The organism is Amycolatopsis ponsaeliensis, assembly GCF_030182635.1.
Classification (GTDB): Bacteria; Actinomycetota; Actinomycetes; order Mycobacteriales; family Pseudonocardiaceae; genus Amycolatopsis; species Amycolatopsis ponsaeliensis.
Genome location: NZ_JAPZLD010000037.1, coordinates 1 through 24,629 on the forward strand (window position 1 = coordinate 1; position 24,629 = coordinate 24,629).

General features: G+C 70.3%; 23 protein-coding genes. 11 read left to right on the forward strand and 12 right to left on the reverse strand.

Annotated elements, in window-relative coordinates:
* Positions 1-563 precede the first annotated feature (563 nt).
* Together QQ657_RS39905 and QQ657_RS39910 are read left to right on the forward strand one after the other, a co-directional pair.
* Positions 564-1,931, forward strand: a complete 1,368-nt coding sequence (locus QQ657_RS39905; RefSeq protein WP_284747542.1) for a glycoside hydrolase family 28 protein — start codon at positions 564-566, stop codon at positions 1,929-1,931.
* A gap of 80 nt (positions 1,932-2,011) precedes the next feature.
* The gene (locus QQ657_RS39910; protein ID WP_284747543.1) at positions 2,012-3,901 is read left to right on the forward strand and encodes an acyl-CoA dehydrogenase family protein; all 1,890 of its coding nucleotides are present in this window, start codon (positions 2,012-2,014) and stop codon (positions 3,899-3,901) included.
* Positions 3,902-4,127: 226 nt separating this feature from the next.
* On the opposite strand, the gene QQ657_RS39915 is transcribed toward QQ657_RS39910, so the two are convergent.
* Positions 4,128-4,988 carry a PRC and DUF2382 domain-containing protein gene (locus tag QQ657_RS39915; protein WP_284747544.1) on the reverse strand — a complete coding sequence of 287 codons (861 nt, stop codon included), beginning with the start codon at positions 4,986-4,988 and terminating at the stop codon, positions 4,128-4,130.
* A gap of 293 nt (positions 4,989-5,281) precedes the next feature.
* On the opposite strand from QQ657_RS39915, the gene QQ657_RS39920 reads away from it, so the two are divergent.
* Entirely contained in the window at positions 5,282-5,755 is a 474-nt protein-coding gene (locus QQ657_RS39920; RefSeq protein ID WP_284747545.1) for a carboxymuconolactone decarboxylase family protein, read from the forward strand.
* A 222-nt stretch (positions 5,756-5,977) separates the two neighbouring features.
* Here the strand turns inward: QQ657_RS39920 and trhA are convergent, their stop codons facing one another.
* A complete protein-coding gene (trhA, locus tag QQ657_RS39925) occupies positions 5,978-6,619 on the reverse strand; it encodes a PAQR family membrane homeostasis protein TrhA (protein WP_434056829.1) in 642 nt (213 codons plus the stop codon).
* 113 nt (positions 6,620-6,732) lie between these two features.
* Between trhA and QQ657_RS39930 the strand changes: the two genes are divergently transcribed.
* Positions 6,733-7,509, forward strand: coding sequence for an isoprenyl transferase (locus QQ657_RS39930; protein WP_284747547.1), 777 nt, complete (start codon positions 6,733-6,735; stop codon positions 7,507-7,509).
* 48 nt (positions 7,510-7,557) lie between these two features.
* On the opposite strand, the gene QQ657_RS39935 is transcribed toward QQ657_RS39930, so the two are convergent.
* Positions 7,558-7,806, reverse strand: a complete 249-nt coding sequence (locus QQ657_RS39935; protein WP_284747548.1) for a hypothetical protein — start codon at positions 7,804-7,806, stop codon at positions 7,558-7,560.
* Between the two features lie 723 nt (positions 7,807-8,529).
* Between QQ657_RS39935 and phoH2 the strand changes: the two genes are divergently transcribed.
* Positions 8,530-9,822 (forward strand): RNA 5'-3' helicase PhoH2, encoded by a 1,293-nt coding sequence (gene phoH2, locus QQ657_RS39940; RefSeq protein WP_350310742.1) that lies wholly within the window; start codon positions 8,530-8,532, stop codon positions 9,820-9,822.
* A gap of 61 nt (positions 9,823-9,883) precedes the next feature.
* Here the strand turns inward: phoH2 and guaB1 are convergent, their stop codons facing one another.
* Positions 9,884-11,323 (reverse strand): GMP reductase, encoded by a 1,440-nt coding sequence (gene guaB1 / locus QQ657_RS39945; RefSeq protein WP_284747550.1) that lies wholly within the window; start codon positions 11,321-11,323, stop codon positions 9,884-9,886.
* A gap of 67 nt (positions 11,324-11,390) precedes the next feature.
* On the opposite strand from guaB1, the gene QQ657_RS39950 reads away from it, so the two are divergent.
* The gene (locus tag QQ657_RS39950; protein ID WP_284747551.1) at positions 11,391-11,858 is read left to right on the forward strand and encodes a DUF309 domain-containing protein; all 468 of its coding nucleotides are present in this window, start codon (positions 11,391-11,393) and stop codon (positions 11,856-11,858) included.
* On the forward strand, positions 11,852-12,358 hold the full coding sequence (locus tag QQ657_RS39955) for a hypothetical protein (RefSeq protein ID WP_284747552.1): 507 nt from the start codon (positions 11,852-11,854) through the stop codon (positions 12,356-12,358). Before QQ657_RS39950 ends, QQ657_RS39955 begins: the two co-directional genes overlap by 7 nt.
* Here QQ657_RS39955 and QQ657_RS39960 read toward each other — a convergent pair.
* The 3 genes from QQ657_RS39960 to QQ657_RS39970 are packed head-to-tail and all read right to left on the reverse strand — an operon-like array spanning position 12,355 to position 15,342.
* Positions 12,355-12,978, reverse strand: coding sequence for an MBL fold metallo-hydrolase (locus QQ657_RS39960; RefSeq protein WP_284747553.1), 624 nt, complete (start codon positions 12,976-12,978; stop codon positions 12,355-12,357). The genes QQ657_RS39955 and QQ657_RS39960 overlap by 4 nt on opposite strands.
* The gene (locus QQ657_RS39965) at positions 12,975-14,666 is read right to left on the reverse strand and encodes a tannase/feruloyl esterase family alpha/beta hydrolase (RefSeq protein WP_284747554.1); all 1,692 of its coding nucleotides are present in this window, start codon (positions 14,664-14,666) and stop codon (positions 12,975-12,977) included. The genes QQ657_RS39960 and QQ657_RS39965 overlap by 4 nt, the downstream gene beginning before the upstream one ends.
* 43 nt (positions 14,667-14,709) lie before the next feature.
* Complete coding sequence (locus tag QQ657_RS39970) at positions 14,710-15,342, reverse strand: Pr6Pr family membrane protein (protein ID WP_284747555.1); 633 nt, start codon at positions 15,340-15,342, stop codon at positions 14,710-14,712.
* Positions 15,343-15,420: 78 nt separating this feature from the next.
* Between QQ657_RS39970 and QQ657_RS39975 the strand changes: the two genes are divergently transcribed.
* The 3 genes from QQ657_RS39975 to QQ657_RS39985 all read left to right on the forward strand — a co-directional run bounded on the left by QQ657_RS39975 (position 15,421) and on the right by QQ657_RS39985 (position 17,270).
* Positions 15,421-16,371, forward strand: a complete 951-nt coding sequence (locus QQ657_RS39975; protein ID WP_284747556.1) for an NBR1-Ig-like domain-containing protein — start codon at positions 15,421-15,423, stop codon at positions 16,369-16,371.
* 180 nt (positions 16,372-16,551) lie between these two features.
* Positions 16,552-16,899: a hypothetical protein gene (locus tag QQ657_RS39980; protein WP_284747557.1), complete on the forward strand. Its 348-nt coding sequence runs from the start codon at positions 16,552-16,554 to the stop codon at positions 16,897-16,899.
* Positions 16,896-17,270, forward strand: a complete 375-nt coding sequence (locus QQ657_RS39985; protein WP_284747558.1) for a cupredoxin domain-containing protein — start codon at positions 16,896-16,898, stop codon at positions 17,268-17,270. Before QQ657_RS39980 ends, QQ657_RS39985 begins: the two co-directional genes overlap by 4 nt.
* Positions 17,271-17,312: 42 nt before the next feature.
* Here QQ657_RS39985 and QQ657_RS39990 read toward each other — a convergent pair whose 3' ends face one another.
* The 5 genes from QQ657_RS39990 to QQ657_RS40010 form a co-directional block, all read right to left on the reverse strand.
* Positions 17,313-17,753 (reverse strand): hypothetical protein, encoded by a 441-nt coding sequence (locus QQ657_RS39990; protein ID WP_284747559.1) that lies wholly within the window; start codon positions 17,751-17,753, stop codon positions 17,313-17,315.
* Between the two features lie 154 nt (positions 17,754-17,907).
* Positions 17,908-19,200, reverse strand: a complete 1,293-nt coding sequence (locus tag QQ657_RS39995; RefSeq protein ID WP_284747560.1) for a S53 family peptidase — start codon at positions 19,198-19,200, stop codon at positions 17,908-17,910.
* A gap of 136 nt (positions 19,201-19,336) precedes the next feature.
* Entirely contained in the window at positions 19,337-20,869 is a 1,533-nt protein-coding gene (locus QQ657_RS40000) for an ATP-dependent DNA ligase (protein ID WP_284747561.1), read from the reverse strand.
* A 40-nt stretch (positions 20,870-20,909) separates the two neighbouring features.
* Positions 20,910-22,589, reverse strand: coding sequence for a PstS family phosphate ABC transporter substrate-binding protein (locus tag QQ657_RS40005; protein ID WP_284747562.1), 1,680 nt, complete (start codon positions 22,587-22,589; stop codon positions 20,910-20,912).
* 51 nt (positions 22,590-22,640) lie between these two features.
* Entirely contained in the window at positions 22,641-23,504 is an 864-nt protein-coding gene (locus QQ657_RS40010; protein ID WP_284747563.1) for a helix-turn-helix transcriptional regulator, read from the reverse strand.
* Positions 23,505-23,603: 99 nt separating this feature from the next.
* On the opposite strand from QQ657_RS40010, the gene QQ657_RS40015 reads away from it, so the two are divergent.
* Positions 23,604-24,629, forward strand: coding sequence for an aldo/keto reductase (locus tag QQ657_RS40015; RefSeq protein WP_284747564.1), 1,026 nt, complete (start codon positions 23,604-23,606; stop codon positions 24,627-24,629).

The window sequence follows — 24,629 nt, forward strand, 5'->3', positions numbered from 1 at the left end:
CCGCGCCCCTCCGCCCCCCCCCCGCCCCCGCCCCCCGCCCCCCCCCCCGCCGTCGGCGCCGCGCTCCGGTGCTGCACCCCGTCCTCCACCCCCCCCCCCCCCCCCCCCCCCCGATCCGCCGGCCGGCAATGCTGCGGCCGGCTCGCGGAGGGCCGAACCGTGGGTGCCGCCCCTCGGCGGCACCCAGGTGCGAAGACTTCGGTCTAGCGCGAGCCGCCAGTCTCGCGCCGCAAGGGTCGGCGGCGACGCGCCGGCCAGTTCGCAAAGGCGGGTGATGGCCGCTTCCGCGGCGGGACGGTCAGCCGGCTCAGCGCGTGGCTCAGCCAGGAATTCCGGATGCCGAGGGCTCGCGACCAGAGTCCGGGGCCGGGGAAGCGACGGCCTGGCCGCCGCGAGGCGCTCAACGCGCGAGGGCTCGCACGCCCCTTTCGAATCGACCTGTCGTGATCATGACAGCGCAAGCCTGGACCTCCGGGGCCGTTCGCGCCTAGAGTGCGTCGTGCCCACGGTCCGTGCCGTGGTTCCGCCGTCGCACCGGGTCTTTCCTCCGAAGGATGGCGTCCATGGACGGCAGGTTCACCCGTCGGCAGCTGATCAAGGGCACTCTCGCGGTTTCCCTGGCACCGCCGATCCCGCTCGCGCACCGGTACCGCGTCGACGTTCCGACGCTGCCGTGGCCGGCGGCGAACGACATCGTCGCGAACACCACGATCCCGCAGTTCCCGGACCGGAGTTTCCCGATCACCGGGTACGGCGCCAAGAACGACGGCAAGACCGACAACACCGCGGCGATCAAGAAAGCGATCGACGCGTGCAACGCGGCCGGCGGCGGTCACGTGATCGTGCCCGCCGGTGGCAGTTTCCTCACCGGCGCCGTCTACCTCAAGAGCAACGTCGACCTGCACCTGGAAAAGGGCGCGGTGCTCAAGTTCGGCGGTGACGCTTCGAAGTTCCCGAACGTCCTGACGCGCTACGAAGGAATCGAGTGCGTCAACCACTCACCGATGATCTACGCGTACCGCGAAAAGAACATCGGCCTCACCGGCAGCGGCACGCTCGACGCGGCGGCGACGTCGTCGTGGAACAAGGGCAGCGATCGTGCGTACCTGGAAACGTTGGTGGCCAAGGGAACCCCGCCGGAGAAGCGCGTTGTCCCGGGCTCCGGCCACACCATGCGCTCGACGTTCGTCGAGCCGTACGACTGCGAAAACGTGCTGATCCAAGGCATCACGCTGAAGAACTCGATGTTCTGGCAGCTGCACCCGACGCTGTGCCGCAACGTCACGGTCGACGGCGTGAGCACCGACCCCAGCACCGCGCACTCCAACACCGACGGCTGCGACCCCGAGTCGTGTGACCACGTTGTCATCGCGAACTGCACCCTCGGCGCGCACGACGACAACATCGCGATCAAGTCCGGCCGTGACGCCGACGGGCGCCGCGTGAACGTCCCGTGCCAGAACCTCGTGGTCGTGAACTGCGTGATGAACGGCAACTGGGGCGCGATCACCTGCGGCAGCGAGCAGACCGGCGGGATCCGCAACGTCTACGCGTACCAGCTCACCGTGAAGGGTGAAACGAAGTTCGCGCTCTACGTGAAGTCGAACACGCTGCGTGGCGGGTTCACGGAGAACGTCAACCTCGACAGTGTCTCCGGCACCTTCGCGCGGAACTTCGTGTACGTGACGTCGACGTACAACAGCCAGACCGGCGGCTACGTCCCGTCGTTCGGGCCGTTCACGATCAGCAACTGCTCGAGCACGAAGATCGCGGGCAAGACCTTCGACGTCAGTGGGCTTTCGAACGCCCACGTGCACGGGTTCACCGTGGCGAACTCCACGTTTAACGGGGTGTCCGACGCCTCGAACACGCTGAAGTACGTGGACAACGCCAAGTTCACGAACGTGACGGTGAACGGCAAGCCGATCTGAACCTGCGGGATCGGCGCGGCTGCGGCAGGCTTACTACCAACGAGTAGGAAGCCTGCTGTCAGTCCTTTCCGGAGGTAGCCGTGGACATCCCCGAAGTGCCGTCGAAGGTGGATCCGGACGCGCTGACCACCGTCCTGGACGGCCGCTGGGCCGAGCTGCGCCGCGGGGTGCGCGCGGAGATGGGCGACGCGGAGTTCCGGGACCCGGTGGACCTCGGCATCGAGGACCACCGCGCCCAGGTGCTCGACCAGCTGCGGGCGCTCGCCGGGACCGACCGGCCCGCCTTGGGCTTCGACCCCGCGTACGGCGGCGGTGGCGACGTCGGCGGCTCGGTGACGTCGTTCGAGCTGCTCGGCTACGGCGACCTGTCGCTGATGGTCAAGGCCGGTGTCCAATGGGGACTGTTCGGCGGCGCCGTCCAGCTGCTCGGCACCGAGCGGCACCACGCGGCGCACTTGCGCGCGATCATGGACCTCGGCCTGCTCGGCTGCTTCGCGATGACCGAGCACGGCCACGGCTCCGACGTCCAGCACCTGCGCACCACCGCGACCTTTGTGGACGGCGGGTTCGTTGTCCACACGCCGGACGCCATGGCCACCAAGGAATACATCGGCAACGCGGCCCGCGACGGCCGGATGGCGGTGGTGTTCGCCCAGCTCGTCACCGGCGGCGAATCCCGCGGTGTGCACGCGTTCCTCGTACCGATCCGAGACGCCGATGGTGCGCCGCTGCCAGGAGTGTCCATTGAGGACTGCGGCCCGAAGGCTGGCCTGAACGGCGTCGACAACGGACGGTTGAGCTTCGACAACGTCCGGATCCCGCGTGAAGCCCTGTTGAACCGCTTCGGCGACGTCGCCGAGGACGGAACGTATTCGAGCCCGATCGAGAGCGACAGCCGCCGGTTCTTCACGATGCTGGGCACGCTGATCCGCGGCCGGGTGAGCGTCGGCGGCAGCGCCGGGAGCGCGACGAAACGCGCACTGGCCCTGGCGATCCGCTACGGCGAGCAGCGCCGCCAGTTCATGACGCCGGACGGCGACGAGGTCGTCATCCTCGACTACCTCGGGCACCAGCGGAAGCTGCTGCCGGCGCTGGCGAAGACGTACGCGCTGTCCTTCGCGCAGGGGGAGCTGGTGTCGAAGCTGCATGACATCGACTCGTCGGCGCCCGAGGAGGAGCAGCGCGAGCTGGAGTCGCGCGCGGCCGGGCTGAAGGCGCTCAACACGTGGCACGCGACGGCGACGATCCAGGCGGCGCGCGAGGCGTGCGGCGGCGCGGGGTACCTGGCGGAGAACATCCTGCCGGGCCTGAAGGCCGACACCGACGTCTTCACGACGTTCGAAGGCGACAACACGGTGCTGCTGCAGCTGGTCGCGAAGGGCCTGCTGACCAGCTACAAGCACGATTTCGAGGACCTTTCGCCGCTGGCCACGGCCCGCTTCTTCACCGACCAGGTGGTGAGCGCGATCCTCGAGCGGACGTCCGTGCGGAAGGCGCTCGAGTCGCTCACCGAGGGGTCCGACGCGGACGTCTTCTTCCGCCGCGAGTGGCAGCTGAGGCTGTTCGAAGACCGCGAGGAGCACGTCGTCGAGGGGGTGGCGAAGCGTTTGCGCAAGGCGGCTTCGGACCCGTTCGGGGTGTTCAACGCGGCCCAGGACCACGTGCTGCGCGCGGGCCGCGTCCACGTGGAGCGGCTGGTGCTGGAGGCGTTCGCGGCGGCCATCGAGCGGTGCGAAGACCCGGACGCCCGCACGCTGCTCGACCGCGTCTGCGACCTGTACGCGCTGTCGGCGATCGAAGAGGACCTGGCGTGGTTCCTGGGTCACGGCCGCCTGACGGCGTCGCGCGGAAAGGCCGTCACCGCGGCGGTGAACGGCCTGTGCGCCCAGCTGCGTCCTCACGCACGGGCGCTGGTCGACGCGTTCGCGATCCCGGAGCAGTTCCTCGCGGCGCCGATGCTGGGGTCCTGACCGGTGGGGGGGGGGGGGGGGGGGGCGGGGCCCCCCCCCGGGCGCGCGTGGGGGGGTTGGGGTGGGGGGGGGGGGCGCGCGCACGGGACCGTGGGGGCGGTGCGGGGGCCGGGCGCGGGGGGGGGGCCCGCCGCGGCGCGCGCGGGGCCGGGGGCGGGGGGGGGGGGGGGGGGGGGGGGGGGGGGGGGGGGGGGGGGGGGGGGGGCCCCCCCCCCCCCCCGGGGCCCTACTTGCGGTGCTTGCCTTCGTCGTCGGTGACCTCGAACTGCTCCTTGCGGACCTTTCCGGAGACGGTCTGCTCGTCGGTGACCGTCTCGGTCCGCAGGCGCACCCGCTCGACCGGCACGGTTTCCTTGCGCACCACGGGCTTCTCGGCGTGGAGGACGACGTCCTGCTCGGCCTCGCCGATCTCACCGCCGGCCCGGCCGTCCTTGATCGGCTCCCGTTCGATGCGCACTTCCTCGTGCCGCACCGGGACGGTGACCTGCTGCTCTTCGGTGACGACGTACTTGCGCAGCCGAACGTGCCCGGTCTCGACCTGCTCGGTGCCGACGTTCAGCCGTTCCTCGGAGCGGGTCATCGTGCGATCGTCCTTTTCGGACTTGCCCCGCCCGGCGGCCGCCTTGTCCCGGCCGGCCATGCCCTGGCCCGCGTCGGCCATTCCGGCCTTGCGCTGGCCGGCCATGCCTTTGCCGGTGCCGCCCATGGCCGGGTCGCGGCCCTGAGTGCGATCGCCGGTCCGGTCACCCATCCGCCCGTCCGGCGAGGTCCGCGGCATGGGCAGGCCGTAGTGCTGGTAGAGCTGCGCGCTTTCCTCGGGCGAGAGGTGCCCGTCGGCGTCGATGCGCGGCGCGTCGGAAACGGCGTCCTTGTCGACCCGGACGTGCACGCCGTCCTTGTCGGTGTGGGCGCCGGAGAGCGGGACGAAGCTCTCCTTGGTGCCGAACAGACCGGTCTTGACGGTGATCCATTCGGGCTGGTGCGTGGCGTCGGCGAGGTAGACGTTGCCGACCTTCCCGAGCTTGTTGCCGGCCGGGTCGACCACGGCACTGTCGATGAGCTCCTGGGGCTGCATGGTCTTGGCCATCGCGGTGCGGCTCCTTTCGCGCGTCGGATGTTCGGTTGAGCCCACCGTCGGCCGCGCTGTTGATCACGGCAACCGTCGTGGTGCTCCCGTGGGTGACCCCGGAAAGTGGTGGTTTGGCTGGTCATCCGCGGGCAAGGCGAGGTGGGTTCCACAGGTCGGGCGCGGTGGCCCCGGCGTGACGTGCGGCGTGGGGGATGGCGCGAAGGTGTACATGTGACCGGCGCCACTTCCGGTGCTGTCACAACGTCCCGGCGCGGGTCGTCAAGAGGGTGACACCGACGAAGGGAACGGTCATGGAAGCGCGGTTCAACATGTTCGAGAACGAGGTCACGAGCAAGTTCTTCAAGCGCCTGATCGCGGCGTCCCGCCCGATCGAGGAGTCATCCCTCCCGAAGGCGACGCAGGAGCTGGTGAAGATCCGCGCGAGCCAGATCAACGGCTGCGGAATGTGCCTCGACATGCACACGAAGGACGCGGCGGCGGCGGGCGAGACGGCGGTCCGCCTGGCCATGGTGGCGGCGTGGCGCGAAGCGGTGGTGTTCACGGAGGCGGAGCGCGCGGCATTGGCGCTGGCGGAGGAGGGGACGCGCCTGGCGGACAACCACACGGGAGTGACGGACGAGACGTGGGCGGCGGTCCGGAAGCACTTCGACGACGAGCAGATCGGCGCGCTGGTCTGCCTGGTGGCGGAGATCAACACGTGGAACCGCTTGAACGTGATCGCCCGCAACCCGGCGGGTGAGTACCAGCCGGGAATGTTCGGCTGAGTGGTGCGAGCTGGGGACGTCCAGGGGGAGGTTCCCAGCAGTGCCCGAGCCACCAGGCCAGGGCGCCCGACACCAGACCCCACCCTGCATCCCGATCCGAAGCCAGCACGCGGCCGGTGGTGCCGGGTCAAGACACGCTTTCCCGTCTTGACGCGGCGCCACCGGCCGTAGTCACAATCGCGCTTCGGGATGAAGGACTTGAAGAGCCGGGCAAAGCCCCAGCTACGCGTACATCGCCAGCCAGATGGCAATGTAGTGCGAAATCGCAGCAAGCACGGTACAAGCATGGAAGTACTCGTGATACCCGAAGGTATCCGGCCAGTGATTAGGCCACTTGAACCCGTAAAAAGCCGCCCCCAGCGTATAAAACAGCCCACCCACGCAAAGCAGCACCAACGCCGCGACCCCGGCGTGCGTCAACAGCTCGGGGAAGACGAAAACGGCCACCCAGCCCAAAGCGATGTAGATCGGCACCCCGAGCCACCGCGGCGCGTGCGGCCACAGCATCTTCAGCGCGACGCCGAGAACCGCCCCACCCCACACGATCGACAAGATCACGTAGCCCGTCGGCTTGGACATCGCCAGCAGCGTGAACGGGGTGTACGTGCCCGCGATGAACAGGAAGATCATCGAGTGGTCCGCGCGCTTCATCCACTTGTACGCGCGGGGGCTCCACAGGCGGCGGTGGTACAGCGCGCTCACGCCGAACAACCCCAGCACCGTCAAGCCGTAGACCGACGTCGCGAGGGCCGCCGTCGAGGACACTGTGGACGCCGCCAGGCTGATCAGCGCCGCCGCTGCCGCGAGGGCGCCGAAGAACGTCCAAAAGTGGATGTGCCCGCGCAGCCGGGGGCGGAGGTCCACTACGGGCTCGGGTGGTTCCGTCGTCACGCTCACTCATCCAGGTTACGGGACCGTAGGTTCCCGGACAGCGGTCAAGTCACGCGCCTCACACCGGGTGCGTAGGCTTCATCGACGTGAGTGTGCGCTCCTTCTTGTCCGACGTCGTGTACAGCGCCTACGGCCGGCGCCTCATCCAGCAGGCCGCCGGCCGGCATCCCCGGCACATCGCCATCATGCTCGACGGCAACCGCCGCTGGGCCCGGGAAGCGGGCTTCTCGGACGTAGCGGACGGCCATCGCGCCGGGGCGAAGAAGATCGCGGACTTCCTCAGCTGGTGCCAGGAGGCCGAGGTCGAGGTCGTCACCATGTGGCTGCTCTCGACCGACAACCTCAACCGCGACCCGGACGAGCTCACGCCGCTGCTGAAGATCATCACCGACGTCACCGACGAGCTCGCCGCACCCGGCAAGACCTGGCAGCTGCGCATCGTCGGCGCCCTCGACCTGCTACCCACCGAGGTCGCGAAGCGACTCAGCGAAGCCGCCGCGCGCACCGAAGGGCGGACCGGGATGGAGGTCAACGTCGCGGTCGGTTACGGCGGGCGCCAGGAGATCGCCGATGCAGTCCGCAAGTTGCTCCTGCAACACGCCGACGAGGGCACGACCATTCACGAGCTCGCGAAAATCCTCGACGTCGACCACATCTCCGAGCACCTTTACACCTCGGGGCAGCCGGATCCGGATCTCATCATCCGAACTTCCGGTGAACAACGGCTTTCCGGATTCCTGCTCTGGCAGTCCGCGCATTCGGAATTCTGGTTCACCGAAGCGTATTGGCCGGCATTCCGCCGCGTCGACTTCCTGCGCGCCATACGCGACTACGCCTGGCGCCACCGCCGATTCGGTTCCTGACACGCCGAAGGGCCCCGGAGCGAACTCCGGGGCCCTTCGAAGCCACACTCAGTGGTGGTGGTGCTCCAGCGAGTGCAGGATCAGCGCCGGGGTGGTGGCGATGCCGGCGTAGGCGCCGGCGACCAGGGAGGCCGCGCCGTAGCCCAGGGCGCCGCCGCCCTCGATGAACGTGGCGTAGGCGTCGCCGAACGTCGGGTCCGGGGTGCCGGTCGAGTCCTGCGTCGCAGCGAACGCGGTGCTGCCGACCATCATGAGGCCCGCAGCGGTGGCGGCGACGAAACCAGCCTTCTTCAGCACTTGGCTCACTCCTAGGTAGAACTGTTGGGGTCCGGGCGCCGGATGGACCGACGGTGTGTCCCGCAGTCAAAAAATTACTCGCTTATCGGGCTTCTCGTACGGCTTGTACGCCCATTGTGTGAGCCTGATGCAGGCGCTTTCACTCGGTACGGTTCTCTCTTGGTGGCGCAAAATGCGGCGTTGCTCCGAACGTGGTAAAAGCTCATCCGCTGATCTCGTGAATACGCCGAGTCAGCAATTTTCCCAAGATCATTCCGACGTGGGTGGACCGATCGAGACGTCGGCTACACAGAGTGACCGTCACGGGTCGTCGATTTCGGGCGACCGACAGTGAGGTGACGATCTGGCGAATCACCGGGTTGGCTTCCTGCGCGATCTCGGATTCGTAGGTACCTTCCGAGGTGAGGGCACGCGATCCGTGCGGGTCCTCGCGGGAGGCCCTGGTCGTGACGGTGATCGAGGGGGCGGCGCAGCCGCCCACGAGACGCACGAGGGGGCCGGCACCCGGCCCTCGTGGCCGCGTCGCCTGACAGCTCGTCAGGCGGAGTGGTCCAGCCAGGGAGGTGCCCGGCCCAGCGAGTGCGGGCGTGAGGTGCACACGCCCTCGAGGGAGATGCCGTCGTGACTGCGCAGCGTTTGCCCCGTAAGGCCTCTGGCCGTTCTTCGACCGGTGCCGTTCCTGGCCCGGAGAAAGCCTCGACCTCGCCCGAATCCCAGCAGCACATGTACGTGCTCGACACGTCGGTCCTCCTTTCGGACCCGTGGGCGGTTACCCGCTTCGCCGAGCATGCGGTCGTGCTTCCGCTGGTCGTCATCAGTGAACTGGAGGCGAAGCGCCACCACCCGGAGCTCGGCTGGTTCGCCCGGGAGTCCCTGCGCATGCTCGACGACCTGCGCCGGCAGCACGGCAGGCTCGACGCGCCGCTCCCCATCGGGGACCACGGCGGCACGCTGCAGGTGGAGCTGAACCATTCGGACCCGACGGTGCTCCCGGTCGGGTTCCGCACCGACTCCAACGACCACCGGATCCTCGCCTGCGCGCTCAACCTGGCGGCGGAGTTCCCGGCGGTCACCCTGGTGACGAAGGACATCCCGCTGCGGGTGAAGGCGGGTGCCGTGGGCCTGGAGGCCGACGAGTACCGCGCGCAGGAAGTCACGCCGTCCGGCTGGACGGGCATGGCGGACGTGGACGTCGAGCAGGACGTGCTGGACACGCTGTTCGGCGGCGGCACCGTCGACCCGGTCGAGTACGGCATGGACGAGCTCGCCGAGCTGCCCTGCCACACCGGGCTGCGGCTGCTCGCGGGCAGCTCGAGCGCACTCGGGCGGATCACGGCGGACAAGCGCATCCGGCTGGTGCGCGGCGACCGCGAGGCGTTCGGCCTGCACGGCCGCAGCGCCGAGCAGCGCGTCGCGCTCGACCTGCTGCTCGACTCCGACGTCGGCATCGTCTCCCTCGGCGGCCGCGCCGGCACCGGCAAGTCGGCGCTCGCGCTGTGCGCCGGCCTCGAAGCCGTGATGGAACGCCGTCAGCACCGCAAGGTCGTGGTGTTCCGGCCGGTCTACGCGGTCGGCGGCCAGGACCTCGGCTACCTGCCCGGGTCCGAGAGCGAGAAGATGCAGCCCTGGGCGCAGGCGGTGTTCGACACCCTCGGCGCGCTGGTCAGCCAGGAAGTCCTGGACGAGGTGTTCGACCGCGGCATGCTCGAGGTGCTCCCGCTGACGCACATCCGCGGCCGGTCGCTGCACGACGCGTTCGTGATCGTCGACGAGGCGCAGTCACTGGAGCGCAACGTCCTGCTCACGGTGCTTTCGCGGCTCGGCACGGCGTCGCGCGTGGTCCTCACGCACGACGTCGCCCAGCGCGACAACCTGCGCGTCGGCCGGCACGACGGCGTCTCGGCGGTGATCGAGAAGCTGAAGGGCCACCCGCTGTTCGCGCACGTCACGCTGACGCGCTCGGAGCGCTCGCCGATCGCCGCCCTGGTCACCGAGATGCTGGAGGACCACGGCTAGGAGCAGTCCATGAAGGGCACCCTCATGGCTCTTAAGTCCATGAGGGTGCCCTTCATGGCATTCACCAGCCCGAGGGGAGGGGGCGGCCCTCCGCGAAGCCGGCCGCCGACTGGACGCCCAGCAGCGCGCGCTCGTGGAACTCCTCCAAGGTTCGCGCGCCCGCGTACGTGCACGACGAGCGGACGCCCGAGCCGATCGAGTCCAGCAGGTCCTCGACGCCCGGCCGGGCCGGGTCGAGTGACATCCGCGACGACGAGATGCCCTCCTCGAACAACGCCTTGCGCGCGCGGTCGAAGACGTTGTCCGTGCGCGTCCGCGCGCCGACCGCGCGCTTCGACGCCATGCCGAACGACTCCTTGTAGGGCCGCCCCTGCTCGTCGAACCGCAGGTCGCCGGGGGATTCGTAGGTGCCGGCGAACCACGAGCCGACCATCGCCGCGGACGCGCCCGCGGCCAGTGCCAGCGCGACGTCGCGCGGGTGGCGCACCCCGCCGTCGGCCCAGACGTGCTTGCCCAGCTCGCGCGCCGCGGCCGCGCAGTCGGCGACCGCCGAGAACTGCGGGCGGCCCACGCCGGTCATCATCCGCGTCGTGCACATCGCGCCCGGCCCGACGCCGACCTTGACGACGTCCGCGCCGGCCTGGATCAGGTCGCGCGTGCCCTCGGCGGTGACGACGTTCCCGGCGACCACCGGGACCCGCGGCGACACCGACCGGACGGCCTTGAGCGCGGCGATCATCTTCTCCTGGTGCCCGTGCGCGGTGTCGACGACCAGCACGTCGACGCCCGAGCCGAGCACGGCTTCGGCCTTCGCCGCGACGTCGCCGTTGACGCCGACCGCGGCGGCGACGCGCAGCTTGCCCGCGTCGTCGACGGCCGGGGTGTAGATGTCCGCGCGCAGCGCGCCGACGGCGGTCAGCACGCCCGCGAGGCGGCCGTCGGCGTCCAGGCCCAGCGCGAGGGACGCGCCGTGGCTGTGGAGCCGCTCGAAGACCTCGCGCGGCGGGGTGGTCAGCGGCACCGCGACGGTCGGGGGCTGGGCGACGTCGGCGAGCCGCGCGAAGCGGTCGACACCCGCGCAGGCCGCTTCGTCGACGATGCCGACCGGGCGGCCCTCGCCGTCGACGACCACGACAGCGCCGTGAGCGCGCTTGTGGACCAGGTTGAGGGCGTCGGCCACGGCGTCGCCGCCGGTCAGGACCAGCGGCGTGTCCCACACGGTGTGCCGGCTCTTCACCCAGCCGACGATCTCCGCGACGGCGTGACTGTCCACATCTTGAGGGAGCACCACCAGCCCCCCGCGGCGGGCGACGGTCTCGGCCATCCGGCGGCCGGCGACCGCGGTCATGTTGGCGACGACGATCGGGATGGTCGCGCCGGTGCCGTCCGCGGTGGAGAGGTCTACGTCGAAGCGGGACTCCACGTCCGAACGGTTCGGCAGCAGGAACACGTCGTCGTAGGTCAGGTCGTGAGCGGGCCGGTGGCCGTCGAGGAAACGCACGAGTCCCCAGGCTACGTGGCTCGCCGGGAGACGGCGAACGCGGCCGGGCCCGTGGCAGGATCGGGGCATGAGCCGCCGCGACCGGGACGCCGAGGGACGCGCACGCAACGCACGGCCGCGCGACGGCCTGGGCCGCCCCCTGCCGTACGGCGCCGACGGCGTCGAGCGCCAGCCGGAAGGCATCGCGAGGACCCCGGCGCAAACGCTTGCGGAGGCCCAGCAGCTGCTCGACGACGGCAAGCCGTTCCACGCGCACGAGGTCTTCGAGGACGCGTGGAAGACGACGGACGGGCCCGACCGCGAGCTGTGGCGCGGGCTCGCCCAGCTGGCGGTGGGGCTGACGCACGCGGCACGCGGCAACACGGCGGGGGCGGCGTCGCTGCTGGAACGCGGAGCGGCGAACATCGAGCCGTTCCGGAGTGAGCCGCCGCACGGCATCGACGTCGCGGGGTTGCAGGAGTGGGCGCTCACGCTCGCCGAGGAGGCGAAGCAGCGCGTACGGGTGTTGCCGACCACGCCGCGGCTGACGTGCTGACCGCGGTCAGTGCCGCGGTCATCGCGGCCGTCGCCTCGCTGGTCGGGGTGACACTGGGCGCGCTGCTCGAGCCGTGGAAGCTCAACGCCGCGAGGCGCGCGAAGCTGCGAAACGACCGCGCCGACCGCTGCGGCCGGTTCATCGAGGCCGCGGCCCGGGCGCGGCAGCACCTCATCAGCCTCAACGTCGGTCACCGCCAGCACAAGCTCGCCGGAGCCGACGCCGCTCGCGTCGCGGGCTACGAAGACGACTACTACACGGCGCGCGCGGAGGTGCGGTCCTTGCTCGGGCTCCTGGTGATGAGCGGGCCGGACGAACTGGTCAGCGCGGCCAAGAACGTGCGGAAGAAGGACATGGACCTGCACCACGTGCGCCACGAGGTGGACGAAGGCGCCAAGTTCGACCGGCTCCGGCTGCCGCCGCTCGTGCAGACGGCCGTGGTCGCGCTGGACCGGGCGATCGAGGAGTTCGCCCTCGTCGCCCGGAAGCACACTTCCTAAGCTTCGTCCCAGCCACTCGACGCTGCCTTCTCCGCGCCCAGCGTCGTGCCTTCGCCGTGGCCCGTGTGCACCTTCGTCGCCTCCGGGAGCGTGAACAGCTTCTCGCGGATGGACTTCACGATCGTCGGGTAGTCCGAATAGGACCGTCCCGTCGCGCCCGGGCCGCCGTGGAAGAGCGTGTCGCCGGTGAACAGCACGCCCAGTTCCTCCGCGTACAGGCACACCGCGCCCGGCGCGTGCCCCGGCGTGTGGATGATCCGCAGCGCCGTGCCCGCGATCGTGATCGTCTGGCCGTCCTCCAGCTCGCCGTCCGGCGCGCGGTCCGGGTGGGTCTGGTCCCAGAGGACGCGGTCGTCCGGGTGCAGCAGGATCGGCGCGCCCGTGGCCGCGGCGAGCTCCGGGGCCGCGTTGACGTGGTCGTTGTGCGCGTGGGTGCAGACGATCGCCGCCAGCTTCCGCTCGCCGACGACGTTCTCGATCGCCTTCGCGTCGTGGGCCGCGTCGATCACGATCACTTCCGCGTCGTCGCCCACGATCCAGACGTTGTTGTCGACGTCCCAGCTGCCCCCGTCGAGCTGGAAGGTGCCGGACGTCACGAGGTTCTGCACGATCGCCGTCATGTGCCCGACCCTAACGCGGTCAGCCAGGTCTTCGCGGGCCGGCAGACGAGTTCGCCGCCGACCGCCCGGCACCACGTCTGGTAGTCGTCCGAGTAGAGCCGTTCGCCGACCCAGTGGTAGCCGGGACCGGGTTCGGTGCGCGGCGTGAAGGGGACGAAGTTGGCCGCGTCGTCGACGCTGCCGCTGCCGTCGTAGCGCGCGACCGTCGGGTACGGGTAGACGGGACGGCTGCGCGTGGCGTTCGAGGCGACGACCTTGCCGGGCTGCCGGCCGCTCTCCGCCCAGGCCATCACCGGCGTCAGGATGTCGAACGTGTTCGGCCCGTCGCCACCGCCGCAGTGCGCGACGCCGGGGAACAGGTACAGCCGCGCGAAGCCGTCGACGCGGGTCGTGGCGCGCAGGGCGTCCCAGTACGCGAGCGTCGACTGCGGCGAGATGTGCTGGTCGTTCCAGCCGTGCCAGAGCAGCAGCTTCCCGCCGCCGCGCTGGAACCGCGTCAGGTCGGGGTCCATCGCCGCGAGGTAGCTCGACGACTGGACGGTCTGCCAGAACGACGCCACGGTGAACTTCAGGTCCGCCAGCCGGAAGTCCGGGTTCTGCGCGCCGGGGAACGCGAGGTAGCGCAGGTAGGACAGGGCGAAGTTCGCGCTGGCCGACGGCCCGGTCGGCGTCGCCGGAACGAACAACGACCACTCGAGCTCCGAACCCCACTCGTGCGCGATCGCGGGTTCGAGACGGCGGCCCTGCGCGTCGACGGCGCCGTCGTGCAGCTTGCGGATGACGGCGGCTTCGGCCGGGCTGAGGCAGGTCGCCGCGTCCTGGCCGGTCGCGCAGCCGAGCGTCGCGGGGTCGAAGCGGCACAGCCGGGGGTCGTCGAGCTGGCCGTCACGGAGGCCGTCGAGCGCGTCGCAGGCGTCGAGCACGGCAGTGTGGACGAGCGGGAGCTTGCCGGCGAGCAGGATGGCGTGGCCGTCGGCGTCGAGGTTCGCGACGACGTTCCAGGCGTGGTGGAAGGTGTTCTGCACGGCCATGTCGTTGGCGGGCGCGCCGGCGGCGATGCCGTCGAAGTCGTCCGGGTAGCGCTGGGCCTCCATGAGGGCTTCGCGGCCGCCGTCGGAGCAGCCGGTGAAGTAGGAGTACGCCGGGCCGCGGCCGTAGAAGCGGCTGATGAGCGCCTTCGCGACCTGCGACGTCACGTGCACGCCGCGGTAGGCGAAGTCGATCTGGGCCTGGGGGTTGCCCAGGGCCCACGAGCCGTCGTTCTGGCCTTGGTGGCCCATGTCCGTGGTGGCGCTGGCGAGAGTGCCGTCGACGACCGGCGGGCACGTCGAGGCCTGGCCGTAGTCGATGCGGGCGCTGCCGCACAGCCCACCGCAGCCGGTCTGGACGTAGCGCTGGGTCCAGCCGCCGACCGGCAGCCGCACGACGACGGTGTTCGCGGGCGCGACCGTGCCCTTCACCTCGCAGTACGGGGTTCCGGTGGTCACGACGGTCGCGGACTGGAGGGTGACCTTCGCGTCGGTCACGTCGTCCAGGTCGAGCTTCGGGACGTCTTCGCAGGTCATCGTGGGGTGGATGGCCGGGAGATCCCGGAGTCCGTCCGGCGTCACCGGGCGCGCGTCGGCGACGGCCGGCTGTGCTGCGACGAGAAGTACGGCGGCGATGAGGCAGCGCTGGAAACCCGGCATTGACCGTCTCCTCTGCACGGAGGGAAGTAGCCGGGTGGGGACGCTACGGCGTTGTCGCCGAGATTGTCAACGATTTCTTCGACAGTCGGCGATCCAGAAGGAGCGCGCCGATCGCGAGCGCGGTGAAGAACAGGCCGATGGCGACGCAGTTGAGGGTCACGCGGCCGTAGCCGTGCGCGGCGGCGTCGACGAACGGGTACGGGTAGAAGCCGGTGATCGCGCCGCGCGGCAGCGTGAAGGCGAGCCAGGCCAGGGGGTAGAGCAGCGACCACCAGACCGTGCGCCAGGCGAGGGCGCCGCGCGGGCCGGCGACGAGCCAGCCGAGCACGAACAGGATCGGCGTGACCTTGTGCAGCATGGTGTCGGCGAACAGCGAGAGGCCGTGCAGCTCGTACAGGCCGGCGAGGGCGACCTGGTAGACGATGCCGGTCACGATGATGCCGACCAGCGCGTCGAGCCAGAGGACGGCGAACAGCTTTTTGCGCGCGGTGCCCAGTGCGACCAGCGCCGAGGTGACGGCGACGAGCAGGTTCGAGTCGATGGTGAAGAAGCAGAGCAGGTTCGCGAGCCGGCCGCCGGGATCCGTCGCGGTGGCGATCACCTGGGTGACGAGGCCGGTGAGCGCGACCAGCGTGGTGACCGCGAACCAGGCGCGGGTGAGCTTTTCGCTGCGCATGTCCGGAGGATAGTTCCACTGTGGACCACCCGATCGAGTCGAGCCGGTCACCCGGTGCGCGTCCTATTGTCGGCGGAGATGGACGTCGAACGCGCGCCGGGGCGGCGCGGGCGGATCGCGCTCGGCCCGGCGGAGGAAACCGGCCCGGTCGCGGGCTTCGCGCGCCGGTTGTGGGAGCTGAAGCGCGCGGCGGGCGACCCGTCGTACGACCGGATGCGCGACGAGTTCGGTGCGCTGGCGTCGAAGTCGGCGCTGTCGGCGGCGGCCCGGGGGAAGCACCTGCCGAGCTGGGAGACAACGTGGGAGTTCGTGCGGGTACTGGCGGTCGGGGTGCTGGGCCAGGACGAGACATCGGCGCGCGTGGAGTGGCACGGGTGCTGGGAGAAGGCGCGCGAGCCGGAACCTGAGGTGCGAGAGGGCGGGCGACGCTGGGGACGAGCTCCGGCGGCCGAGGAGGCGGGGCGGCACCGGCGGGCGCCCGCGGCGGAGGCCGAGTCGCGCGGGGTCGGGCGGGGACCCGTGCGCGATTCCTCCCTAGCCCGCGAGGCCGAACCTTCATCCCCGCACCGCCGCTGGGCGGCCTACGGGCTCGCCGGGGCCGTCGCCGTAGTGCTCGTTGTCGCGGTCGGCCTGCTCTTCGGTGGCGTCTTCTCGGCGGAACCCGCCGCCACCAGCCCCGGCGATGTGTCCGAGTTCGTCGCCGACGTCACCGTTCCCGATGGCACCGCCATCCCCGCCGGGAGCCGGTTCGTCAAAACCTGGGAGCTGCGGAACGCCGGATCGGTCGGATGGATCGGGCGGTACCTCGTCCGCTCGGGCTCGTTCGGCAGCCCCGACCCGTGCCGCACGCCCGAGCGCGTGGCGGTGCCCTACACCGCTCCCGGGGAGCACGTGCGGATCTCCGTCGACGTTCAGGCGCCGCCGTCGGCCGGGCACTGTCAGGTCTACTGGAAGATGGCCGACTCCGAAGGCCACCTGCTGCTCCCCGACGCCCGCGCGGTCTTCTTCTCCGTGCGGATCACCCCCTGAATTTGGCTTTCCGCGACCCCTGGCCATTGCGCTGACCTGCGAAGACGATCTTCCTTTGGCTTTCGCCGCGCGGCAGCCGATCAAGGCCTTCCCGTGGGCCGCCGGCTGTCCCTAACGTCGTCGGTGTCCGGATCTCCTGGGCGAATCCATTTCATCTTTTCTTGCAGGGGAAGGAAATCCATGCGTCCGTATCTGAGGGTCGCGGCCGTCACGGGAGCCGCGCTCGTCGCGGGCCTGCTGCCGGCCGGGACGGCGTCGGCCTCGACTTCGGTGGCCGGGACCGTCGCGAGTGATCCGATCATCACGTGCGAATCCGGGTACCACGGCTGGATGCGCCGGGCCGGCAAGGACGCCATCTGCCTGTGGCCGGGCGAGCGCACCTGGGACATCCGCGTCTTCGAATGCGCCGGCGACCTGACGCTCTACTTCAAGAACGGCAAGCACGCCTACTGCGGCGGCTCGATGAAGTTCGGCATCGACATCGCCGAGACGTCCACTGTGGTCAAGACGAAGGTGGGGAACCGATGATGCGCAAGCTGATCGTGCCGATGGTCGCCCTGGCGGCGACGCTGCTGGTGGCGCCGTCCGCGTCCGCCGCGACGAAGGTCTGCGCCGGCGGGCCGCTGATGGGTGGGGCGACGAAGGTCGTCGAGGTGAGCGCCGGGCAGAAGATCGACATCACCGTGCACAACCACGACTACCGCGGGATGCTCGTCCAGATCGTCGAAGACGTCTTCGACAAGGGCCTGTGGAGCGGCGCGATCGCCCCGGGCAAGGAGCACACGGTCTCGCACGGCGTGCTCGGAGACCCGCCCGTCTACCACAAGATCCGGTTCGAGGTGACGTCCAACCTCTCCAACAACTACACGTACGCGATCAAGTCCGACCGCTGCTACTGATGCCGGACGCGCCCCGGTGTGGTGCACCGGGGCGCTCGGTCGTCAGGCCGTGGTGAGAGCGTCCCGGAGGGTGGTGAACGCCTCGTACTCGGCCTTCTGCTCGACCGGCAGCTGGTAGCTGGCGGCGAGGAGCTTCGGCACGGAGGGGAGGATGCTGAGCTTGAAGCTCTGCCCCTCCGTCGTCTTGATCACGAACCGGCCCTGCAGATCACGCTTCTTGACCGACGCCCGGTTCGCGTCCGTGATCGTCAGCGGAGTGCCCGCCGTGACCGTGCCGCTCTTTTCCTCGAGCGGCACGATCACGAGGTCGGTCTGCCCCGGCCGGAAACCCACCGCGAAATTGCTGACGGTGGTGGTGCGGAAAACGATGAAGTTCTTTTGCTTGATTTCCGCGGCGTACACCTTGGTGTAACTCGTCCCGTCGGCGACGGCGGCGTCGAAAGCGGCGTGGATCGCCGCTTTCAGTTCTTCCTTGCTTGCCACTTGTACTCCTCCATGACCGCTCGGGGAGTGAGCGGGTTCTCCGAGGAGCAGCATCGTACTGACGGACGCCTTCGTGATCTGTGGGGAAAATTGCTGACACCGGCGCGAGTTTCCGCGTCGAATAAACCGAACGCCACCGATTCCGGTGAACTGGTCAGCGCAGCGCTTTCACCAGTGCGGGAACGAAGACCGAAGCGTCGACCGTGCCCCAGCCGCTGGCGATGTCGAATCCCTTCGCCGCGGTGAAGCCGGTGACACCGTCCTGGCTGTTGTCACCTTCGGTCACGTCGACGATGCCCGCCTTCGGGCCGGCCGGGCCGAGCTTCGTGTACAGCGCCGGGTTGATCTGGCCGAGCTTGCCGCCCTTGGCCTGCACCGCGAGCGCGAGCACACCGGCGAACAGCGGCGCGGACTGCGACGTCCCGTAGACGCCCTCCATGCTGATGTCCGGGAACGAGCGCATCTTGCTGCCGGTGATCTTCTTGACACCGTCCTGCCAGTTCGGCCGCGCGTAAGTCTTGGAGAGGCCGGCGCCTTCGGAGAAGCCGTTGTCGGCGACGTTCACGACGTCGTCCGCCTTGGTGCGGTTGCCGTTCGGGTCGAGGTGCAGCTGCGTGCCGCCCAGTGTCGTGACGCGCGGGTCGGACGCCGGCCAGCTCGCGACGCGGTACGGGTAGTTGCCCGGGCCGTAGAGGTAGCCGCCGGTCGGGCCGTCGTCGCCGGAGGAGGCGACCATCGTGATCCCGGCCTTGCTCGCGCGGTCCAGCGCCGGGTCGAGCGTCTTGATCGAGTCGAACGACGGGAAGTTCTCTTCGGTGGTGCCGAAGCTCATCGAGATGACGTCGGTCAGCTTGTGCTCGGTCATGTAGTCGACCGCGTGCATCATCTCGGGCAGGCCGGTGAAGCCCTGCGTCTCCGCGACCGGCGTCGCCGCGACGATGATCTTCGCGTTCGGTGCCATGGCGTGCATCATCGTGACGTCGAGGTCGGTTTCGCCGCCCCAGCCCTGGCAGGTGGCGGTGTCGACGCCGGGGTCGGTGCACGCGGGCACCGGGCCGGACGGCTGGATGACCTCGACGTTCGCCGGCGGCAGGCCGTGGTTCTTCGAGTAGGTGTCGAGCACCTGCTTGACCTGGTCGTCGCCGAAGGACACCAGCGTCGCGACGGTGCTGCCCGCGCCGGTGATGCCGGCGTTCCACAGCTTCGTCGCGTTGTACGCGGTGCTCTCCTTCGGCAGCGACGCCATCGCCGCTTCCAGCTTGGCGACGCGCTTCTCCACGGTGTTCGCGCCGACGAACGACTGCGCGGCCGCCGAGAAGTGGTGCTTCGACGGCTGGTGCCCGGCGTCCGGCGTGCTCGGTACCGGCGTCGCGCCGGCGGGTGCGGCGAACGCGGTCACGAGCAGGGTGGTGCTCGCGAGCAAGCCGGACACAGCGCGCAATCTCATGCTTTCTCCCTGGCTGAAGGAAAACTCCGTCAGCCACTCTGCTCAGATGCGGGAGAAGGCAACATCGACTTTCGTCTTTCCTTTTAGGAGGAAAGCACCCCGAAGACGCGCGATGTCGCGATCGAGACTTTCGTAGTCAGCTCCCTTCCGAGCGGTCGCCGTGCAGGAGGCCGCGGACCGTGTCGATCGTGTCCGCGTCCGCCGGCTCCTTGTCCGGGCGGTAGCGGACCACCCGCGCGAACCGCAGCGCCAGGCCGCCCGGGTAGCGCGTGCTCACCTGGGCGCTGTCCAGCTCGATCTCGACCACGACCTCCGGGCGGACGTACACCGTCCAGTCGTCGCGGTGGGTCTCGATCTCCTGGAACGTCCTCGTCTGCCACGCCAGGATCTCGTCGGTCATGCCCTTGAACGTCTTGCCCACCATGATCGGCGGGCCACCGTCCGGGTCGCGGGCGCCCAGGTGCAGGTTCGACAGCGTGCCGGTGCGCCGCCCGTGGCCCCACTCCGCCGCGAGCACCACCAGGTCGATCGTGTGCACCGGCTTGACCTTCAGCCACGCCCGCCCGCGCCGCCCCGCCGCGTACGGCGACGCCAGGTCCTTGACCATCACCCCTTCGTGCCCGGCGTCCATCGCCGCCTCCAGCACTTCGGCCGCGCGCGAAACGCCCACCTTGCCGGGGATCACGTGCGCCCCGGCGACCTTGCGCAGTGCCGCGTTGCGCTCGGACAGCGGCGCGTCCAGCAGGTCGACGCCGTCGAGGTGCAGGCAGTCGAAGAAGTACGGCCGCAGCAGCAGCGCCTTCACCTGCTCCTCGCGCGTGCTGCCGAACCGGCTCATCGTGTCCTGGAACGGCCGGGGCCGCCCGGCGTCGGTCAGCGCCAGGGTTTCGCCGTCCAGCACCACCGACTCGCACGGCAGCGACCGCACCAGCTCCACCAGCTCCTGCACGCTGGCGGTGATCTCGCGCAACGTCCGCGTCCAGACGTGCACCTCGTCACCCTGACGGTGCACCTGGATCCGCGCACCGTCCATCTTGTACTCGACGATCGCCTCGGCGTGCTCGGCGACCGCCTCCTCCAGGGACTCCGCCGGCGACGCCAGCATCGGCTTGACCGGCGTGCCCAGCGTGAGCCGGAACTCCGCGAGCGCCGCCTGCCCGCCGGTCAGCGCCGCGACGCCGGTGACGCCGAGCTTCCCGGAGAGCATGAACGCGCGCCGCACGTCCACGGCCGGCACCTCGGCCGCCGCCGCGATCGCGTCGACCATCACGCCCTCCAGCGCGCCCTGCCGCAGCTCGCCGGTGACCAGCCGGAACAGGAACTGCTGCTCGTCCTGCGTCAACCGCTCGAACAACGCGCGCAGGACCTCTTGCCGCCGGGTCGACGACCCCGCGCCCGCCGCCACCCCGGCCGCCTCGGTCAGCGCGGAATCCACTTCGAGCACCGTCGCGACCGGATCGGGAGCGGACCCGGCGCCGAGCCCGGCCAGGGTGCGCCAGCCCGCACCCAGCCGGTCCTGCGCCGTCTGCCCGGTCAGGTACGCGATCACGACGGGCAGCTCGACGAGCTCGGCGGCGCGCAGCACCGCGGCCAGGAGGGCGATCTTCGCCTTCCTGGATCGCGTCGCCGCCAGCTCGGCGGACGCCCGGACTATCTCGCTGACCAACACCCGGACATCATGACCCGGACCACCGACAATTTCCTGCTGGTCAGATGTCCGGCCTGGTGCAGAGGGGGTCGAGCAGGCCGTCCTTGGCCACGCACGGCGTGTACCCGGCGTCCTGCAGCTCGGCCCGCGCGGTCGGGCTCGCCAGGTAGTCGAGGAACCGCTTCAGCACGCTCCCGTTCGACGGCACGCCCTTGGTGTAGAGGTACTCGACGGTCCAAAAGCGGTACCCGGCATCGACGGTCGTGACGTCGGGGTAGTGGCCGTCGAGCTGCACGACCGTCACTTGCTGGTCGCGGGCGGCTGCTGTTTTGGCCGCCGGGACGTCGGCGTACCCGATCGCGCCCGGCACCGCGCCGACCTCGGTGAGCACCTCGGCGGTCGTGCCGCGCTCGCAGCGCGTGGTGGCGGCGGCCGGGTCGCGCTCCGGCTTGCGGCACGAGTCCGACGTCAGCCGGTCCTCCGCGCCGCCGAGCACCTTCTGCTCGAACGTCTTGCGCGTGCCCGACTCCTGCCCGCGCCCGACGATCCCGATCGGCACCGACGGGCCCGGCCGCAGCTGGTCCCAGTTCCGCACCCGGCCGCTGAAGATGTCCTTGACCTGCTGAGTCGTCAGCTTGTCTACGCCGGCCGCGCGGTTCACGACCAGGCTGTACACGACCACCGCGACGGCCTTCGCCTCCAGATCGGGGCCGGCTTCCCCGGACCGGCCGTCCGAGAGCACCGCCAGCTCGTCCTTGCCCGCCGCGCCGACCGGGGCGAGCGCGCGGACGCCGGTGACGCTCCCGGTCGCGCGGGTGGTGATGGCCGCGTCGTCGCACTGGCCGTGGTACTCGGCGGCGACGCTGTCGATGATGGGCACGAACGCGCTCGACCCCTCGACCGACAGCTTCCCGGTGGCGCACTGCGCGGAGTCGCCCGGCCGGGACCACGAGACGAGCAGCGTGGCCAGCAAGGCACCCGTCAGCAGCACCCCGACCGCCGTCGTGATCACCGGCCAGCCGAACCGGCGCTGCTTGCGGTCGTCCTTGATCCGGCCGGCCGCGAGCCGGGCGTGGTGGTCGATCTCCTTGCTGATCTCGCCTTCGTGGCCGTCGGACTCCCGCAAGACGACGACCAGCTTGAACTTCTCCTTGCGCTTCAAGGAAAGCCGGGCGAACCGCACGCCGTGCCACTCGGGTGCCTCCGGCGGGACTTCGGACGCGGCGAGCCCGGCCAGCCGTTTCGGCAGCAGTGCGCGCACGCGGGACAGCTTCACGCTTTCGACCGGCTGTTGCGGTGTCTCGCGCGTGAAGAACTCGAGGCCGTCGCGGACGTGCTGGCGCAGGCCGTCGTCGGTCGCGTCGGACACCCGCGCGTCCCAGACGATCCGGCTGCCGAAGGTGAACGACAGCGGGATCTCGAAGTCGCCCGGCGCGATGTCGAACCCGCCGGTGTTGTGGATCCGGATCACGACGACGCTCATCCGGTTCAGCAGCCGCGCGGTGCGTTCCAGCTGCGGATCCGCCTGCGCGCTGCCGTTCTCGCCGTCGTGCAGGTCGATCGGGGAGAGCCCGATCTTGGAGTTGTAGAGGACGCGGAACGTCAGCCGGCGCCGCCGGATGAAGTAGCGGTCGATGAACGGCGCGGCGATCGCGACCAGCGCGGCGATGCCGAGGACGAGGCTGCCGGAGTCCGAGCTCAGGATTTCGGCGAGGGACTGCATCGTCGCGCCGACGCCCACCGGACTGCTCCTCTACCCCTGACTCCCCAGGTGAAGCAGCCTAGGCAGCGCTCACCCGGCGTGGGGTTGCGACGAGCGAGTGTTCACCGGTCGTTCATCGGCGGCGATCCAGCTGGCCAGCAGGCCGAGCGCGCGTTCGGTCTCCGAGCCGGGTTCGGCGTGGTAGATCACCATGCCCTGGTCGGGGTCCTGGGGCAGGCGCAGCGTCTCGTAGCGCAGCCGCAGCTCGCCGACGACGGGGTTGCGCAGCACTTTCCAGCCCTGTGCCTTCTCCTGCACCGCGTGCTCGGCCCACAGCTTCCGGAACTGCTCGCTCGCCAGCGACAGCTCGCCGATGAGCTGGGCGAATCGCGCGTCCCCGGGGTGGCGTCCGCTCTCCGCGCGCAGGTTCGCGACGAGCTCACGGCAGACGGCGTCGTACTCCGGGTGCAGCTGCTTCGCGCGCTCGTCGGTGAAGATGAGCTTCGGCATGTTGTGCTCGTCGAGGTCGGCGAAGGCGAACGCGACCGCGCCGCCGAGCGCGTTCCACGCCAGCACGTCCATGTACCGGCCGAAGACGAACGCCGGCGCCTGGATGGCGTCGAGCAGCTGCCGCAGCTCGGGCCGGACCCGCTCCGGCGCGCGCTCGTCCCGGCGCCTCGGGGCGGCGAGGTTGCGCAGGTAGGCCTCCTCGCCGGAGTTGAGTCGCAGCGCGCGGGCCAATGCGTCGAGGACCGCGTCCGAGACGTTCTTCGCGCGGCCCTGCTCCAGCCGCGTGTAGTAGTCGACGCTGATCCCGGACAGCTGCGCCAGCTCCTCGCGGCGCAGGCCCGTGACCCGCCGCTGCGTGAGCCCGGGCGGGAGGCCCAGGTCGGCGGGGTCCAGTGCGGCGCGGCGCGCCTTCAGGAAGGCGCCCAGCTCGGCTGCGTCACTCATGCCTCCAGTATCCCCGCCTCGCGGCTGCCCGCCTGGTACTGGCAGACCCAGGTTGAGCGTGACCTGGTCCGGCCCGTTCGCCCGCCGGAAGGTGGAGGCATGAAACGACGAATTCTGGGCGGCACGGGCATCTCGGTCAGCGAATACGCGTTCGGCGCGATGATGTTGGGCAAGTGGGGCAATCCGGACCACGAAGCGGGCATCCGGATGCTGCACACGGCGCTCGGCGCCGGGGTCAATTTCTGGGATACGGCTGACATGTACAGCGACGGCGAGAACGAGCGGATCGTCGGCAAGGCGCTGAAGGGCCGCCGCGACGAGGTCGTGCTGGCCACCAAGGGCTTCTTCCAGATGGGTGCCGATCCCAACCAGGGTGGTCTTTCGCGGCGCTGGCTCACTCGTGCGCTGGACGACAGCCTGCGGCGGCTCGACACCGACTACGTCGACCTCTACCAGGTCCACCGGCCGGACCCGACGACCGACATCGAGGAAACGCTGTCGGTGCTCACGGACTTCGTCCGCGCCGGGAAGGTCCGCGCGATCGGGACGTCGGACTTCCCGGCCGAGCAGATCGTGGAAGCCCAGTGGGTGGCGGAAAAGCATGGCCTGGCGCGGTTCCGCGCCGAGCAGCCGCCGTACTCGATCTTCAACCGGGCCATCGAGGCGGCCGTGCTGCCGACCGCGCAGAAGTACGGCATGGGCGTGCTGACGTGGAGCCCCCTGGCCAGCGGCTGGCTGTCCGGCAAGTACGTGAAACCGTCCGATGTGGACCTTTCGGAGGGCCGCCGGACGTTGCAGGCGCACAAGTTCGACCCGGCGCTGCCCGCGAACGCCGTCAAGTTCGAGGCGATCGCGCAGCTGAAGAAGATCGCCGACGACCTGGGCCGGCCGCTCACGCACCTGGCGACGGCGTTCGTCCGGGCGCACCCGGGCGTGACGTCGGCGATCATCGGCCCGCGCACGCCCGCCCAGCTCGACGACCTGCTCGCGGGCGCGGACCTGGTGCTCGACGACGAGGTGCTGGACCGGATCGACGAGATCGTCCCGCCGGGCACGGACCTCAACTCGGCCGAGAAGGACTACACCCCGCCGGCGCTGGCGGACGCGCGCCTGCGCCGGCGGTAG